The organism is Mesorhizobium sp. WSM4898, assembly GCF_029625845.1.
Lineage (GTDB): Bacteria > Pseudomonadota > Alphaproteobacteria > Rhizobiales > Rhizobiaceae > Mesorhizobium.
Genome location: NZ_JARTVQ010000003.1, coordinates 222,982 through 237,950 on the forward strand (window position 1 = coordinate 222,982; position 14,969 = coordinate 237,950).

Annotated in this window: 17 protein-coding genes; 11 read left to right on the top strand and 6 right to left on the bottom strand. The window is 64.1% G+C overall.

What is annotated here, in order from left to right; genetic code table 11:
* The first annotated feature begins 42 nt into the window (after positions 1 to 42).
* From P9228_RS15760 to P9228_RS15775, 4 genes are read left to right on the top strand one after another with little or no spacing between them, the layout of a single operon-like run.
* Positions 43 to 381, top strand: a complete 339-nt coding sequence (locus P9228_RS15760; protein ID WP_278054247.1) for an XdhC family protein — start codon at positions 43 to 45, stop codon at positions 379 to 381.
* 6 nt (positions 382 to 387) lie between these two features.
* Entirely contained in the window at positions 388 to 1,092 is a 705-nt protein-coding gene (locus tag P9228_RS15765) for an XdhC family protein (protein WP_127216062.1), read from the top strand.
* Positions 1,089 to 2,708 carry a molybdopterin-binding/glycosyltransferase family 2 protein gene (locus tag P9228_RS15770; protein WP_278054249.1) on the top strand — a complete coding sequence of 540 codons (1,620 nt, stop codon included), beginning with the start codon at positions 1,089 to 1,091 and terminating at the stop codon, positions 2,706 to 2,708. Before P9228_RS15765 ends, P9228_RS15770 begins: the two co-directional genes overlap by 4 nt.
* A 32-nt stretch (positions 2,709 to 2,740) precedes the next feature.
* Positions 2,741 to 3,631, top strand: a complete 891-nt coding sequence (locus P9228_RS15775) for an alpha/beta fold hydrolase (RefSeq protein WP_127248025.1) — start codon at positions 2,741 to 2,743, stop codon at positions 3,629 to 3,631.
* On the opposite strand, the gene P9228_RS15780 is transcribed toward P9228_RS15775, so the two are convergent.
* Positions 3,632 to 4,681 carry a DUF1176 domain-containing protein gene (locus P9228_RS15780; RefSeq protein WP_278054251.1) on the bottom strand — a complete coding sequence of 350 codons (1,050 nt, stop codon included), beginning with the start codon at positions 4,679 to 4,681 and terminating at the stop codon, positions 3,632 to 3,634.
* Positions 4,682 to 4,826: 145 nt separating this feature from the next.
* Between P9228_RS15780 and P9228_RS15785 the strand changes: the two genes are divergently transcribed.
* On the top strand, positions 4,827 to 5,330 hold the full coding sequence (locus tag P9228_RS15785) for a DUF1993 family protein (RefSeq protein WP_067328353.1): 504 nt from the start codon (positions 4,827 to 4,829) through the stop codon (positions 5,328 to 5,330).
* Between the two features lie 51 nt (positions 5,331 to 5,381).
* On the opposite strand, the gene P9228_RS15790 is transcribed toward P9228_RS15785, so the two are convergent.
* Positions 5,382 to 5,546: a DUF1127 domain-containing protein gene (locus P9228_RS15790; protein ID WP_082954041.1), complete on the bottom strand. Its 165-nt coding sequence runs from the start codon at positions 5,544 to 5,546 to the stop codon at positions 5,382 to 5,384.
* A 383-nt stretch (positions 5,547 to 5,929) separates the two neighbouring features.
* Between P9228_RS15790 and P9228_RS15795 the strand changes: the two genes are divergently transcribed.
* From P9228_RS15795 to P9228_RS15805, 3 genes are all read left to right on the top strand, one after another.
* Entirely contained in the window at positions 5,930 to 6,388 is a 459-nt protein-coding gene (locus P9228_RS15795; RefSeq protein WP_278054254.1) for a hypothetical protein, read from the top strand.
* A 117-nt stretch (positions 6,389 to 6,505) separates the two neighbouring features.
* Positions 6,506 to 7,573 (top strand): aldo/keto reductase, encoded by a 1,068-nt coding sequence (locus P9228_RS15800; protein ID WP_067328473.1) that lies wholly within the window; start codon positions 6,506 to 6,508, stop codon positions 7,571 to 7,573.
* A gap of 36 nt (positions 7,574 to 7,609) precedes the next feature.
* Positions 7,610 to 8,878, top strand: coding sequence for a cysteine desulfurase-like protein (locus P9228_RS15805; protein WP_278054255.1), 1,269 nt, complete (start codon positions 7,610 to 7,612; stop codon positions 8,876 to 8,878).
* A gap of 1 nt (position 8,879) precedes the next feature.
* On the opposite strand, the gene P9228_RS15810 is transcribed toward P9228_RS15805, so the two are convergent.
* From P9228_RS15810 to P9228_RS15825, 4 genes are all read right to left on the bottom strand, one after another.
* Positions 8,880 to 9,908, bottom strand: a complete 1,029-nt coding sequence (locus P9228_RS15810) for a histone deacetylase family protein (RefSeq protein WP_278054257.1) — start codon at positions 9,906 to 9,908, stop codon at positions 8,880 to 8,882.
* Positions 9,905 to 10,402 (bottom strand): GNAT family N-acetyltransferase, encoded by a 498-nt coding sequence (locus tag P9228_RS15815; RefSeq protein ID WP_278054259.1) that lies wholly within the window; start codon positions 10,400 to 10,402, stop codon positions 9,905 to 9,907. The genes P9228_RS15810 and P9228_RS15815 overlap by 4 nt, the downstream gene beginning before the upstream one ends.
* Positions 10,403 to 10,626: 224 nt before the next feature.
* Positions 10,627 to 12,009, bottom strand: a complete 1,383-nt coding sequence (locus P9228_RS15820; protein ID WP_278054261.1) for an aspartate aminotransferase family protein — start codon at positions 12,007 to 12,009, stop codon at positions 10,627 to 10,629.
* Position 12,010: 1 nt separating this feature from the next.
* Complete coding sequence (locus P9228_RS15825) at positions 12,011 to 13,651, bottom strand: N,N-dimethylformamidase beta subunit family domain-containing protein (RefSeq protein ID WP_278054263.1); 1,641 nt, start codon at positions 13,649 to 13,651, stop codon at positions 12,011 to 12,013.
* A gap of 144 nt (positions 13,652 to 13,795) precedes the next feature.
* Here P9228_RS15825 and P9228_RS15830 point away from each other — a divergent pair, with 144 nt between their 5' ends.
* From P9228_RS15830 to P9228_RS15840, 3 genes are all read left to right on the top strand, one after another.
* Positions 13,796 to 14,044, top strand: coding sequence for a ParB N-terminal domain-containing protein (locus tag P9228_RS15830; RefSeq protein WP_066995224.1), 249 nt, complete (start codon positions 13,796 to 13,798; stop codon positions 14,042 to 14,044).
* A gap of 129 nt (positions 14,045 to 14,173) precedes the next feature.
* Positions 14,174 to 14,569: a GFA family protein gene (locus P9228_RS15835; RefSeq protein WP_278054938.1), complete on the top strand. Its 396-nt coding sequence runs from the start codon at positions 14,174 to 14,176 to the stop codon at positions 14,567 to 14,569.
* A 153-nt stretch (positions 14,570 to 14,722) separates the two neighbouring features.
* The gene (locus tag P9228_RS15840) at positions 14,723 to 14,935 is read left to right on the top strand and encodes a hypothetical protein (protein ID WP_067328366.1); all 213 of its coding nucleotides are present in this window, start codon (positions 14,723 to 14,725) and stop codon (positions 14,933 to 14,935) included.
* Positions 14,936 to 14,969: the final 34 nt, after the last annotated feature.

The following is a 14,969-nucleotide window of genomic DNA, read 5'->3' on the forward strand; positions in this document are numbered from 1 at the left end:
CTGGGACGTTCCCCGGGAAAACAGACTTTGCGAGAAGCGACGATGGACCAGAGCATTTATCTCGACGAGGCCCGCGATCCCCTGATCATCGCGGAAGGCTGGATGAGGGACGGCAAGGATGTCGCCATCGCGACCGTGGTCGAAACCTGGGGTTCGGCCCCCCGCCCGATCGGCAGCCATCTGGTCATCGACGCCGAAGGCAATTTCCACGGCTCGGTGTCGGGCGGCTGTGTCGAGGGCGCGGTGGTGGCCGAAGCGATCGACGTCATCGGCTCGGGCAAGCCGAGGATGCTGGAGTTCGGCGTTGCCGACGAAACCGCCTGGCAGGTGGGGCTGTCCTGCGGCGGCCGCATCAAGGTCTATGTCGAGCGGCTGGGTTGACTGCGGATGGATCCGTATGTTCTGAAAACATTGAACGAAGAGCGCCGCGCCAGGCGCGCCGCGGTGCTGGTCACCGACCTCGGTGACGGCCGCGACCGCATCGTGCGTGAAGGCGACCGCGTCGCGGGCGAGCTCGGCGCGGCGATCGCCAGTGCGTTCCGCACCGGCATCTCTCGATCGGTGGAAGCGGAAGGGCGGACTTTCTTTCTCAATGCGCATCTGCCGCGCCCGCGCCTGGTGGTGGTCGGAGCGGTGCATATCAGCCAGGCGCTGGCGCCGATGGCCAGAATCGCCGGCTATCCGGTCGAGATCATCGATCCGCGCACCGCCTTCGCCACGCCAGAGCGCTTCCACGATGTGGCGCTGCATGCCGAATGGCCGGAAGATGTGCTGAAGCGCCAGCCGCTCGACAGCTACACCGCGCTTGCCGCCGTCACTCACGATCCCAAGATCGACGATTTCGCGCTGAAGGCGGCGCTCGACGCCAGGTGCTTCTATGTCGGGGCGCTTGGCAGCAGGAAGACTCACGCCAAGCGGGTCGAGCGTCTGCTGGCGCTCGGCGCCAGCGCCGACCAGATCGCCCGCATCCATGCGCCGATCGGGCTGGACATCGGCGCCGCGAGCCCGGCCGAGATCGCCGTCGCGGTGCTGGCACAAACCATCCACGCCTTCCGCTCGCGCGGCCTGGAAAGCAAAGGCGCGGTGGCGTGAAGTTCGGCCCGATCGCGATCGATGAGGCCGAAGGCGCGGTGCTGGCGCATGCGACCACTGCCGGCGAGCGGCGATTCCGCAAGGCGCATCGGCTGAACGGCGAGGACGTTGCTGCGCTGAAGGCCGCCGGCATCAGCGAAGTCGTCGTGGCCGTTCTGGCTCCCGATGACCTCGGCGAGGATGCCGCAGCCGAAAAGATCGCGTTGAGCATGTCCCATCGCAACGTGGAGACGAAGCCCGCTGCAACGGGACGCGTGAACTTGCATGCCGAAGCCGCAGGCGTCTTCACCGTCGACGCCAAGATGATCGACGCCATCAATGCCATCGACCCGGCGATCACCATCGCTACCCTGGCGCAGCACGCGCCTGTCGAGGCGGGCCAGATGGTGGCGACGGTGAAGATCATTCCGTTTGCCGTCGCTGCGAGCCTAGTCGATGCGGTGGCCAGGATTTGCGCCGGCGGCGAAATCTGCGCCGTCAACGCCTATCGCCCGGTCAATGTCGGCGTCATCCAGACGACGCTGCCCGGCTTGAAGCCGAGCGTGCTCGACAAGACGCTGCGGGTCACCGAGGCGCGGCTGGCGCGCTTCGGCGGCCGGCTGAAGGCGGAGCGGCGCACGCCGCATGACGTGACGCTTGTTGCGGAAGCAGCAAGCGCGCTGGCGCGCGACAACGACATGGTGGTGATCTTCGGCGCCTCGGCGCTGGCCGATTTCGCCGATGTCATCCCTGCCGCGATCGAGAAGGCGGGCGGCAAAGTCATTCGAGCCGGCATGCCGGTCGATCCCGGCAATCTGCTGGTGCTCGGTACGCTCGACGGCAAGCGCGTCATCGGCGCGCCCGGCTGTGCCCGCAGCCCGAAGGAAAACGGTTTCGACTGGGTGCTGGACCGGCTGATCGCCGGGCTTGACGTGACGGCGGGCGACATTGCCGGCATGGGCGTCGGAGGCCTGTTGATGGAAATCCCGTGCAGGCCGCAGCCGCGCGAGCCGCTGCCGTCGCAGTCGGCAAAAGCGGAGCCGAGGGTCGACATCGTGCTTCTCGCCGCCGGGCGCTCCAGCCGCATGGGCGGGCCGAACAAACTGCTGGCGCTGTTCGACGGCAAGCCGCTGGTGCGGCGCACCGCCGAGCGGGCGCTGGGATCGAAAGCGGCCAACGCCATCGTCGTCACCGGCCATCAGCGCGAGCGGGTGCGCTCGGCGCTCTCAGGTCTCGATATCACGCTTGCCCACAATCCGGACTTCGCCGACGGGTTGGCCTCGTCGCTTAAGGCGGGCATCGCGCGGGTCGCGCCCGACGCGGCCGGCGCCATGATCGTGCTCGGCGACATGCCTGGTATCTCGTCTAAGGATCTCGATAGCCTGATCGATGCGTTCCGCCGATCCGGGGGCCGCGCCGTGGTGCGCGCGGCGCATCACGGTAAACGCGGCAACCCGGTGCTGCTGCCGCGGTCGCTCTTTGCCGCCGTCGCGCAGCTCGAAGGCGATACAGGCGCGCGCCATCTGGTCGAGGCCGAAGGGCTCGACGTCATCGATGTCGAAATCGGGCAGGGCGCTTCGATCGACGTCGATACGCGCGAGGCGCTGGAAGGCGCGGGCGGCGTGCTGCAGGATTGACAAACCGAAGCCGAATTTCGCATGGCTTCGGAATGTCTTTGCGCTGCCGAACTTTCCTCACTTTGCTCGCCGCAACAGCTTTTTCGCTCTCTGCCGCCGAGGGCCAGACGTTGTCGCTGAAACCCTTCAAGGACGAGCTTTTCGCCTACCCGGCGACGCTGTCGAGCGGCGACAACGGTGCCTATACGGTGCTCGACTATCGCGAGATGCGCGACATCAATCAGCGCGACGAGGTGCCTGAAAGGCGTGTGCATGCCCAATATATCGACCCCGGCGTGCGCAAGATGCAGCAGGACTTGATGCTGAAGACCGATGTCGGCGATGTCCGGCATGTCGCAGTCGGCAAGACGCAAGGTGCCGCCATCATCGTCCTTTACCTGCACGGGCAGGGCGGCAGCCGCAAGCAGGGCGTCGACGACTTCACCTTTGGCGGCAATTTCAACCGCCTGAAGAATCTGATGGCCGAAAATGGCGGTCTTTATCTTTCGCCGGACTTTCCCGATTTCGGCGACAAGGGCGCCGCCCAAGTCGCGGCTTTGATCGACCACTATGCAGAGACATCGCCCGGCGCGAAAATCTTCGTCGCCTGCGGCTCGATGGGCGGCATTCTCTGCTGGAAGCTGGCCGACCGCAAGGATATTGGCGCCCGCGTCAGTGGGCTCCTGCTGCTCGGCTCGCTCTGGGACGAAAGCTTCTTGACCAGCCCGGCGTTCAAGCGCCGCGTGCCGGTGTTCTTCGGCCAGGGCAGCCGTGACGTGGTTTTCCAGGTTGAGAAGCAGGAAGCCTTCTTCCGCTCGATTCTCGCCAAATCGAAGACCTATCCGGCCCGCTTCGTGCGGTTCGAGACCGGCACGCATGGGACGCCGATCCGCATGGTCGATTGGCGCGGCACACTGAACTGGATGCTGACGAAAGCGCCCTGATCAAGGCGGCGTGTTGTAGTCCAGGACGGTCTCGGGATTGATCTCGCCGTCGTAGGACGCATCGACATCATACTGCACCAGCGAGAAATTGCCGTGGCGGAACAGATAGGTGCCGGTCGATGAAGCGTCGCCGACGCCGCGCCATTTGTTCATCGAGGTGATCGTCTTGGTCTTGTCGTCATATTCGGAATTGACCAGTTGGTCGTCGGTCTGGAAGCCGATGATGTGGATGCCCTCGACCTTGCCTTCGCTGTTGTTGTTCTCGTAACGGATGTCGAGTTCCGGCGCGGCGAACTGCAACTGCCGGACGCCGGACACATCGTCATAGATGTAATAGACCGCGCTTTCATTGTAGGCGGCCATCGAGCAGAAGAAGCGGAAGAGCCGCGTCTCGCGCTCCGGCTCGCCGGCTCCGGCGTCCTTGTCCTTGTAATGGATCGAGTAGGCGTCCGGCTCGCCGGCCGGCTTGCCTTCCGGGTTCTCCTTGTCGCACTGCTCGCCATAGGCGGCGAGGAACGACTTCCTGGCCTGTTCCAGCGCCTCGTCCTTCTTGGGCGGCGGCGGGCCGTCGCCGCAGCTTGTCGGCACGGCATCCTGGAAATCCGAAGTCGACGGCTTCAGGGCGCCCTTGTCGATAAAGATCGGCTGGAACGGCGGTTCCTGGATCTGCGCGTTGACCTGGCGAAGCGTGTAGCAGCCGGCAAAGATCTTGGCTTCGCCCTTCTTGTCGGTGGCCTGGATGGCGACAGGGACGCTGTGGTAGATGCTGCCGGCAGCACCTTCGTCCGATACCGCGCCGGTCTTGACCTCGACCGTGTCGGTGCTGTCGTAGCCTTTAACGAAGGCGTCGAAATCTTTTGCCGGCTTGGTGTCGCCGAAATAACCCCAGGCGCGGGCGAATTCATGCCGGTTGATCGCGCTGTAGAGCGAGCGGACAACGGCCTCGGCACTGGACCGGTCGTCGATATAAGGAGCTTCGGCTGCAAGCGCCGACCGGCCGATGGCCGCAAGGGAGAACAAGGCAGTCGCTGCGATAAGGGCAGGTCTCATCGGGAATCTCCGCTCGATAACGAAAATACTACCACCGCGATTGCGGCGAGGCGGTGACGGGGGCGCACGGGCTGCTTGAAGAATCGAGCCGGGAAGCGCTAGCTCACGGCCCGCGGCGCTGACGCCGCCTGGGGAGATAACTCACGTGACCATATCCATGTACGATATTTCCGTGGCCGTCTTTTCGGCCCGGCTGAAGGCGCTGGCCAGCGTGCTGTCACTGGCCGAACAGAACGCCGCCGATCGCAAGATTGACCCGCAGGTGTTTCTGAGCGCGAGGCTGGCGCCCGACATGTTCGCGCTGACCCGGCAGGTGCAGATCGCCACCGATCATGCCAAGGGCGCGCCGTCGCGGCTCGCCGGCCGCGAAGTGCCGAAATACGAGGACAACGAGTCCAGTTTCGCAGAGCTGCACGCCCGAATCGCCAAGACGCTCGATCATCTGGCGACATTCTCGGCCGCCGATCTGGACGGGTCGGAGGAGCGGACGATCGAATTGAGGCTTGCCGGACGCGAGGTCTCGATGGCCGGACTGCAATATCTGCTCGACGCAGCCATGCCGAACTTCTACTTCCACATCACCACGGCATACGACATCCTGCGGCACAATGGCGTGCCGCTGGGCAAGTCGATTTTCCTGGGACGCTGAACACGGAGAGGTTTCCCGGCGCGGCCGAGAACCCTCTTTTTCATCGTTGAATCAGCGTATCGACATCTCGCGGGCGATACGCGGAAAGTCGGCCGGCTTGATGCCGATATCGGCGCGGTCGGCGTTGCTCATCGCGTTCAGCAGCGCGAGCGCCGATCGGTAACGCTGTTGTTCCTGCGGCCGCGGCCGCGCGAACATTTCGGTGAAGAACCCCATATTCCAGCCCCTTGTTTGTCCTCCACACGCCGAGAATATAGGTGATTTGTTACAATTGTGCAGTGCAGCAAGCGCATGGCAGCCATGCCTGGTGAATTTTTTCCGCCAAAATCGCTTCTCTTCTGAAACTTTTGCGGAAACTCGACCGTACGGCACGGTCCTGGCGGGTGGGCTTTTCCTCGCCACTCTGGCGACCTGCCGGTCGGTATCAAATGCAGCGCGGCTTTGATCTTTCCGGCCGGCGTCTGCGGCTGCAACACAATCGTTAATGTCGTCGGCATTCATTTTTAACGACAGCGATCTATGGTCGACGGCAACAATGAACGCCGTTGCGACAGGAGGAGGCTGAGATCGGGACCGGGAACAAGCTGGATTTCGCTTCGTTGCTCGACGACCTCATCATCGCTTCCGAGAAGGGCGAAGACGGGGGCGCCCGGCCCTCGATTCCATTCGACTATCTGTCGGTGGCGGACGAGCTTCACTCCGGCCGCATCAAGGTCGCCGGCGAAAGCGTCGCCGCCGAGTACCGCGAAGCGGGCGCCGACCTTGCCGCCGAGTTCGCCGCGCTTCTCGACCAGGCCAAGCTGGCTCTCGCTGAGGAAGAGCATCGCCCTGAGGAAGAGCTGGCGCCGATCGACGCTGAATCGATTGCCGGCGAGCTCGGCCTCGATCGCCCTGCGAAGGATACCGATTTCGGGCGCATTCGACGCAACTTCGCCTTCGCCAACCATCCGGACCGTGTCGCCCCGCATCTGCGTCAGCGCGCCATGATCCGCATGCAAGTGGCCAACATGCTGATTGACGAGGCCAAGCGGCGCGCGCTGGCCGCGGCACGACGCTAACCGGTTTCCGAATTCACGCAAAAGTCGCCAGGACCGGCTTGGAGAAAATCCGGCCTATGCCTTATGCTTGAATTCCTCCCCGCGCAGCCGCGCGCCACCTCCCGCCGGAGACATTTCATGCAAAAACGCCGCCTCGGTCGGACAGACCTCCTTGTTTCGCAAATCTGCCTCGGTTCGATGACCTGGGGCCAGCAGAACACAGAGGCCGAAGGCCATGCCCAGATGGATCTGGCCTTCTCGCGCGGCGTGAATTTCATCGACACCGCCGAGCTTTACCCGATCCCGCCCAAAGCCGAGACGCAAGGGTGGACCGAGAGGATCATCGGCAGTTGGATGAAGACCAGGGGCAACCGCGACAAGGTCATCATCGCCTCGAAAGTGGTCGGCCGCACGGCCAACGCCTGGTTTCGCGGCGGCCGGCCATCGAAGCTTGTGCGCGCCGACATTTTCGATGCGGTCGAGAAGTCGCTCGCCAAGCTCCGCACCGATTACATCGATCTCTACCAGATTCATTGGCCGGACCGGGACATTCCCTGGGGTTCGAACCCGACGCGGGTCGGGGCGGTAGCGCGGCGGGCCGATGCTGTCGGAGCGCCGGCGGACGAGACGCCGATCGCCGAGACGCTAGCTGTCTTCGAGGAACTGGTGAAGGCGGGAAAAATCCGCCATTTAGGCCTGTCGAACGAAAGCTCGTGGGGCGTCATGCGTTTCCTGGCCGAGTCCGACAAGGGCGTCGGCCCGCGCGTCGCCTCGCTGCAGAACGCCTACAATCTCGTCAACCGCACCTTCGAGGTGAACCTGGCCGAAGTCTGCCAACGCGAAGAGATCGCGTTTCTACCTTATTCTCCGCTGGCGCAGGGCTACCTCACCGGCAAATATGATCACGGCGCGCGGCCGCAAGGCTCTCGCACGCAGCTCTTCAATCGCGGCCAGCGCTACGAGACGCCGAATGCGGCGGAAGTGCTGCTCCAATACAGTGAGCTGGCGCGCTCCTTCGGCATGGAGCCGGCGCTCTTCGCCAACGCGTACGTGACGAGCCGGCCTTTTGTGACCGCGAATATCGTCGGCGCCACCAGCGTCGCCCAGCTCGACATGGCGCTGTCTTCGGTCGAGGTCCGCTGGACGGAGGAGATGCAGAAGGCGGTCGACGCCATCCACCAGCGCGTCGGCAACCCTTGCCCGTGACTGGAAATCATTGAGAAGGACGGAGCGATGGAGGCGATGGCAGATTTTCCGATCGAGCTCGTGCGCGGACGGTTTCCAGCACTTTCGCTGACCGACAAGGGCCGCCGTCGCATCTATCTCGACAATCCCGCCGGAACCCAGGTGCCGCAGGCGGTGGCGGATGCGGTCTCGCGCTGCCTGCTAACGACAAACGCCAACCTCGGCGGCTTCTTCGAAACGACGCTCGCGGCGCAGCAGGTGGTCGATGATGCGCATGCGGCGATGGTCGATTTTCTCGGTGCGGCGAGCGTCGAGGAAATCATCATCGGCGCCAACATGACGACGCTGACCTACCACATGTCGCGCACCCTCGGCCGGACGATGAAGCCGGGAGACGAGATCATCCTCACCCGCATGGACCACGAGGGCAATGTCTCGCCCTGGCTGCAGCTTGCAGAGGATCTCGGCCTCGTCGTGCGTTTCCTGCCCTTCGACGAGAAGAGCTGGCAGGTCGAGGAAGCGGGGCTGAAGGCGCTGCTTTCGCAAAAGACCCGGCTTGTGGCGCTGAACTATGCCTCGAACCTCACCGGCTCGATCAACCGCGTGAGCGAACTGACTGCAATCGCCAAGCAGGCCGGGGCGCTGGTCTATGTCGACGCGGTGCAATTCGCGCCGCACGGGCTGATCGACCTTCAGGCGCTGGGCTGCGATTTCCTGGTCTGCTCGGCCTATAAATTCTTCGGGCCGCATATGGGTATATTGTGGGGCCGTCGCGACGTCATCGATGCGCTGAAACCCTACAAATGCCGCTGCTCGTCCAACCACCTGCCGGAAAGGTTCGAGCTCGGCACGCCGCAGATCGAGCTGATGGCTGGGTTGACCGCAGCGGTCGACTACTTCGCCGATCTCGGCGCCGCAGCCGGCGAGGGCGGTTCGCGGCGGCAGCGGATAGCGAGAGCCTTCGAAGTGTCGATCGCTTACGAGAATACGCTCGCCCGGCAGTTGATCGAGGGCCTGTCGAACATCGAGGGATTGACCATCCGCGGCATCACCGACCCGGAACGTTTCGGCGATCGCGTGCCGACAATTTCCTTTACGGTAGAGGGCATCGCGCCGGAAACGATCGTGCGACAGATGAATGCCGAGAACATCTTCCTGTGGTCCGGCCACAACTATGCATGGGAGATCGTCCACCAACTCGGCATTCCGCCGGAGCAGGGCGTCGTGCGCATCGGCATCGCGCATTACAACACAGCCGCAGAGATCGACGAGACGCTGGAAAGCATACATCGCGTCATTGCAATGCTGAGGCAGGAGCGCGCCTGAACTATCCTTTCTTCCCGCCAACGCCGGTCAGGAAAGCGGTGAGGTTGTCGCCGAGCGCATCGCAGAGGTAGCCGCCCTCCTGGACGATGACCGTCGGCAGGCCAAGGCCGGCGATCGCCCCGCCGATGCGCGCGAAGCCGGGCGTCGTCACCGAAAGGCCTCCGAACGGATCGCCTTCGAATGCGTCGAGCCCGAGCGCGACAACCAGCGCTTCCGGCGCGAAGGCGCGGATGCGCCGGAAGGCTGTTTCCAACCCTTCCAGAAAGGCCGCGTCGCCGGATTTGCGCGGCAGTGGCAGGTTGAGGTTGTAGCCGAGGCCCGCCCCTTCGCCGCGCTCGTTGGCATGGCCCCAGAAGAAGGGATAGAAGCGGACCGGATCGGCATGCAGCGAGACGGTCAAAACATCCGGTCGGGCGTAAAAGATTCCCTGGGTGCCGTTGCCGTGATGCAGGTCGACATCGAGTATGGCGACACGTCGCGCGTCCTTTCTCAGCACCTGCGCGGCGACCGCCGAATTGTTGATGAAGCAGAAGCCGCCCGCCACGTCGGCAAAGGCGTGATGGCCAGGCGGGCGGCAGAGCGCGTAAGCCGCCGTCGCGCCGGCCATCACGGCTTCGGCGGCTTCCACCGCGCTCCAGGCGCTCCAGAGCGCACTGTTCCAGGTCTCTGCCGAGATCGGGCAGGCTGTGTCGGCCATATGATAGCCGGCCTGGCCGACCGCCGAGGCCGGATAGGAGCCGCCGCGGCCGATTGGATGGATGTTCGGGATGACCTCCGCCGAGGCGCCATCGATGCGTTGCCAGCGCGCGAAGATGTGCTCGAGAAAGTCGAGATATTCGGGCGTATGCACGGCGGCGATCGGCCCAAGGCCATGGTCGTTGGGCCGTTCGATCGTCACACCGGCCGATCTTGCGCCGGCTAGCAATCTCTCGACCCGTTCCGGCTTTTCCGGATTGGGTTGCGGCGCGCCGCTGGAAAGGAAGGCCTTCGGGTCATGGCGCTTCTGTTCCTCGGCATAGAAGGCTTTCATCGTTCGTCCTCCGGCGCGTCGGCAAAGGCAAAAAAGGCCTCGCCGACAATCTTGTGCACCTGCTCGTAGCTCGACCAGCCGATGCCGAGCTTTTCATAGAAGGTCTTCGCGGTTTCGTTATCGGTGTCGACGGAGAGCCTGAGATAGACGCCGCCTGCAGCGCGACACTCCTTGGCCACGCGCCGCAACAGCTTCTCACCGATGCGGCGGCCGCGAAAGCGGTCCTCGACATAGAGGTCCTGCACAAAGACCCCGGGCCGGCCCATCCAGGTCGAAAAGATCGGAAAGTGCAGGCAGAGCCCGGCAAACTCGCCGTCGACCTCGGCGATCAAGGTCGAAAAGGCGGGCTTTGCGCCGAAGCCGTAGCGGCGGAGGTCATCCGGTGTCGAGGTGATCTCTTGATGCGCGCCGATGTGGGTACCGAGGCGCAGCAAGGCGGCATGGATGGTTTCGGCATCCTCGATTTGGCCGGGGCGGAGGATAATTGTGCTCACGACAAGTATGGCGCCCGGGCACCCCCCTCTGTCCCGCCGGACATCTCCCCCGCAACGGGGGAGATCAGCAGGTGCACCGACGGCGCGGTTCCTGCAACGTCGGCGATTGGCGAAAGCGACAGGGACATCGGATCTCTCCCCTTGCGGGGGAGATGGCCGGCAGGCCAGAGGCGGGTGCGAAGGATCGCGAACATCTCAGGACGTCTCAAAGCGCCATTTCACCCTCAGCCTGCCACCGGCAGGTCGAGTTCTTCCGCCAGCGCCTCGAGCGAGTCGCCGATGATTGCGATCATCTCGCCGATCTGCTCGCGCGTGATGATCATCGGCGGCGCCACCATGAAATTGTCGCCGTCGACGCCCCCCTTGACCTTGCGGCCATAGATGATCAGGCCGCGCGCATAGGCGTGGTCGAGCAGGCGCTGCGTTGCCTTTTTCGCCGGCGCGATCGGCGTCAGCGCCTCCGGATCGGCGACCATCTCGGCGCCGAGCAGCAAGCCCTTGCCGCGCACGTCGGCGATGAAAGGGAAACGCTTCTGCAACGCCTTCAACTCTGCGATCAGCACATCGCCCATGGTCGCGGCGTTGGCGATGAGATCGAGCCGGTCCATTTCGCTCAGCACCGCAAGGCCGGCCGCACAGGCAAGCGGATTGCCGGCGTAGGTGTGGCCGTGCTGGAAGCCGCCCGAGGCGAGCAGCGGCTCGACGAGCCGCATGGGAGCCGCCAGCGCGCCGAGCGGCGCATAGCCGGAGCCCAGCCCTTTTGACAGCGCGACGATGTCCGGCTTGCAGTTCCAATGGTCGCCGCCCAAAAATTTACCGGTGCGGCCGGCACCGCTCATCACCTCGTCATGGATGAGCAGGATGCCGTAGCGGTCGCATATCTCGCGGATGCGCGCATAGTAGCTGTCGGGCGCGACAAGGGCTGCCGTTGCCGCGCCGCCGACGGGCTCCATGATGAAGGCGAGCACGCTTTCCGGGCCCTCGGCCTGTATCTTGTCTTCGAGCATGTCGGCATAACGGATGCCGCGCTGCTCCATCGAGAGGTTGTCGCGATCGCGCCAGGCAGCCGGCGCCGGCACCGTCGGCATCACCCGCATCAACGGCGTAAAAGTCTCGGCAAGCGCGTCGTCGCCGGTGATGGCGAGCGAACCCAGCGTGCCACCGTGATAGGACGGGAAGCGGGTGATCACCTTCCAGCGCTTCGGCTGCCCGGTGGCGACCGCCCATTGCCGGGCGAGTTTGATGCAGGATTCGGTCGCTTCCGAGCCGCCCGAGACGAAGAAGATGCGGTCCATGCCTTCGGGCAGCTTGTGAGACAGTGCCCGCGCCAGTTCTTCCGCCGGTTCGTTCTCGAAATGAAGCCGATAGGCGAAGGTGGTCTTGTCCATCTGCCGCTTCATGGCGTCGAGCACGTTGCGGTTGGAGTGGCCGATATTGGCGACCATCGGTCCGCTTGAACCGTCGATGAAGCGACGGCCGTCCTTGGTCCAGAAATAGATGCCCTCGGCGCGGTCGACGAGTGGCCGGCGCAGGCTGGAGAGATAGAACAAATGCGACGGCGGCCGCGCTTCGGCTTCAGGCGAGGGCTGCACTTCCGGTGTCGGCATATCAGGACTTTCCGAGATAGCGGTCGAGAACATTCTTGGTGACGCGTTCGACCATCGCGTCCTGCCTTAGCAGACCGGCGACCCATTCGCAGCTTCCGGCGTGGAAGACTTCGCCCTTGCCGCGCGGGAAATTGACGATCATGCCGTTGCCGCGCTTGACCTTGTCGAGATTGGCGTCGCTGGCCTCGCCGAACAAAGTCTCGGCGGTGAAGCGGCCGTCCTCGTCGGTGAGGAACTGGTCTTCGATCGGAATGTCGGCGCTTTCCTCGACCTGACTCGCCAGGCCGACGGCCAGCACCTGCAAGCCGTCCGGCGCGCCGCTCTCTTCAGTCGGGTGCGGCAGGCCGCCGCGTATTTCGAAATCGAGCCCGTCGACCTCATAGCCATAGACATGGCTGTCGGCGCCAAGCAGGTCACCATAATAGATGCCGGTGCCGGCGAAGGCCCAGTGCTCGGGGCGGTAGACCGGGAAGCCGCGCACGCCGCGCGGCGCGCAGCCGCCCCAGCCGGCATAGACGCCACGCGTCGCGTTGAGGCCGAAGGTTGCGCTGCCCGGACGGCCGATCTCCGGTGCTTCCCAGGAATTGGTGGCGCGGGTGATGTCGCCGCCGCGATAGGCCGGGTCTTCGGCCCGCGCCCGGTATTTGTAGCAAACCTGGCGTCGGCCCTCGTCCTCCAGCCTGGTCTGCCACATGAAATTGCCGGCGAAGCGCGCCGCGCGGCCACCGCGCTCGACATAAGCGTCCACCGCGTCGCGCATCTCCCAGGTCCAGTATTCGTCGTGGCCGACGAAGACGACGCAATCATAGCCGTCGAGGATTTCCGGCGAGAAGTGCAGCTCGTGCTGGCTGGCGAGGTCGACCTGATATCCGGCGCGTTCGGCAAAGCGGAAGAAATGGCTGTCGTAGCTTGCCCAGCCGGAAGACGCGTATTTCTTCGAATGTCCCGTGGCAAAGGCCCATTCCATATGCGGATAACGCGGCACGGTCTTCGGCGGCACGGCGACTTCCAGGGGCACGCGCGGTGCATCCTTGGGCAGCACGACGAAGCCGCGGCACCAAGGGCGCTGCGTGGAGACCATCGTGGCATATCGGTCGCGGTTCGGGCCGGTGATGCCCTGATAGTGGTTGGAGCCGCCCCAGGTGTTATAGGCGAGCCAGGTGCCGGTCGCGGCGATCTGCAGCAGGCGACCAGGCTTGCGGCCGGGCAGGGGCGCGACGATGAAGAGGTGGTGGCTCTCGATCGGCGTGCCGTCCGGCCCTTCAGCCGAAAGCCTGACACGGTAAGCTCCCGACGGCCAGTCATCGCCGATGCGGAATTCGAACGAGGCTTCCCAGCCGCAGCCGTCGACCGAACATTGCTCGGGCGTTTCCTGCCAGCGCGCCGACAGTCCCGACCCATCGAAGACCTTGGTTTCATCGCCGCCGTCGCGGACGATGACAATCCTGAATTGCGGGGCCGTCGAGCTGACGAAAAGCGTCACCGTCTCGCCCGGACGATAGGAAAAGCGGTCGCTGTAGCACCAGATCTCGCCGCTCGAGCCATCCATGCCGGGCCACTCGTAATAATGCCCGCGCACCGCCTCCCGGCGCTGCTCGGGCGTCAGTCCGAAATCGGGAAAGTCGGCGGGCCGTTGCGTCATGGAAAAACCGAAACCAAGAGGTCGCCATTGAGACCGTAGGGCGGCCAAGCGTCAAATGGAAACGATCGGGCCAGCAGGCGCTTGGCCTTATCCGGCAAACGGCTTATTTGATCTTCAGGCGATGTTTGAACGCCGGGAGCCAAGATGCTGCGCGTGCAAAGGGTCAAGGTCGACGACATCTATGTGCCGATGGCGAGGCGCAAGACGCTGCATCCGGAGACGGTGCGCCATCTTGCCGAGGATATCCTCGAGAACGGCATGAAGATGCCGATCCAGGTGCGCCACGACGGCAAGCGTCATGTCCTGGTCGAAGGGCTGCACCGGCTGGAAGCCGCCAAATGGCTCGGCGAAACCGAGATCGACGCCTACCTCGTCCAGGCGCGGCGCCACTGACGCCATCCTATCTGCTGCCGTGTCAGCCCGGCATCACCGTGAGCGATCGCGTCCTATCAATGCTTTTTAATTGACGCTCCGATGTTCGCCGCTACCGTGCCGGCCTTCCTGTCAATCGGGTACTTGGAAATGGCGAAATACCAGGGCGGATGCCTGTGCGGCGCAGTGCGCTATCGCGCCGAGGCCGAACCAATCAACGAGCGCGTCTGCCATTGCCGGCTGTGCCAGAAGGCGATCGGCGCCGCCTTCAATGCGCGGCTCCTGTTTCGCATCGATGATATCACGATCGAGGGGCCGGTGGCGACGGTCAATTCCTCGCCGGACCTCAAGCGTGGCTTCTGCCCGGCTTGCGGCACGACGATCTTTTCGCGACGTGACTCCAGGGGCATTCTCGGCGTCACATCCGGCTCGCTCGACGATCCGTCCGCGTTCAAGCCCGACATGCATTTCTGGACCGCTTCGAAGCAGCCTTGGGTGAGGCTGGATGACGGCCTGCCGCAATATGAGGGGGCATCGCCGGCATAGAGTTTTCCGTTCTCCCACAACAATGGGAGAAGGAAGAATGCCTGCACAAAAATTTCATCTTCGATTCACGAGATAGCCGGCAAAGCGTCATTGGCGGGCCATCATTGGCTGCCTATCTAAGCGCCACGCGGGAAGGCATCGAGGAGGCGACGGATGAGCGAGAGCAGCAACCCCCTGGACGAGCTTTTGAACGACCCGATGATCCAACTCGTGATGGAGCGAGACCGCGTGCGCCCGGCCGAGCTTCGCCTGCTCTTGGAAAAGGCTCGCGACAGGGCTGCCGACGATTCCCGCTTCGACCAGCCGGTGCTGCCGCCGGCGCATATCGTGGCCAGAAGCTGCCTGAAGCAATGGCTGTACCGCTAAAGCGCGTCGCGCCGAACTGACGCGCTTTAGGTCT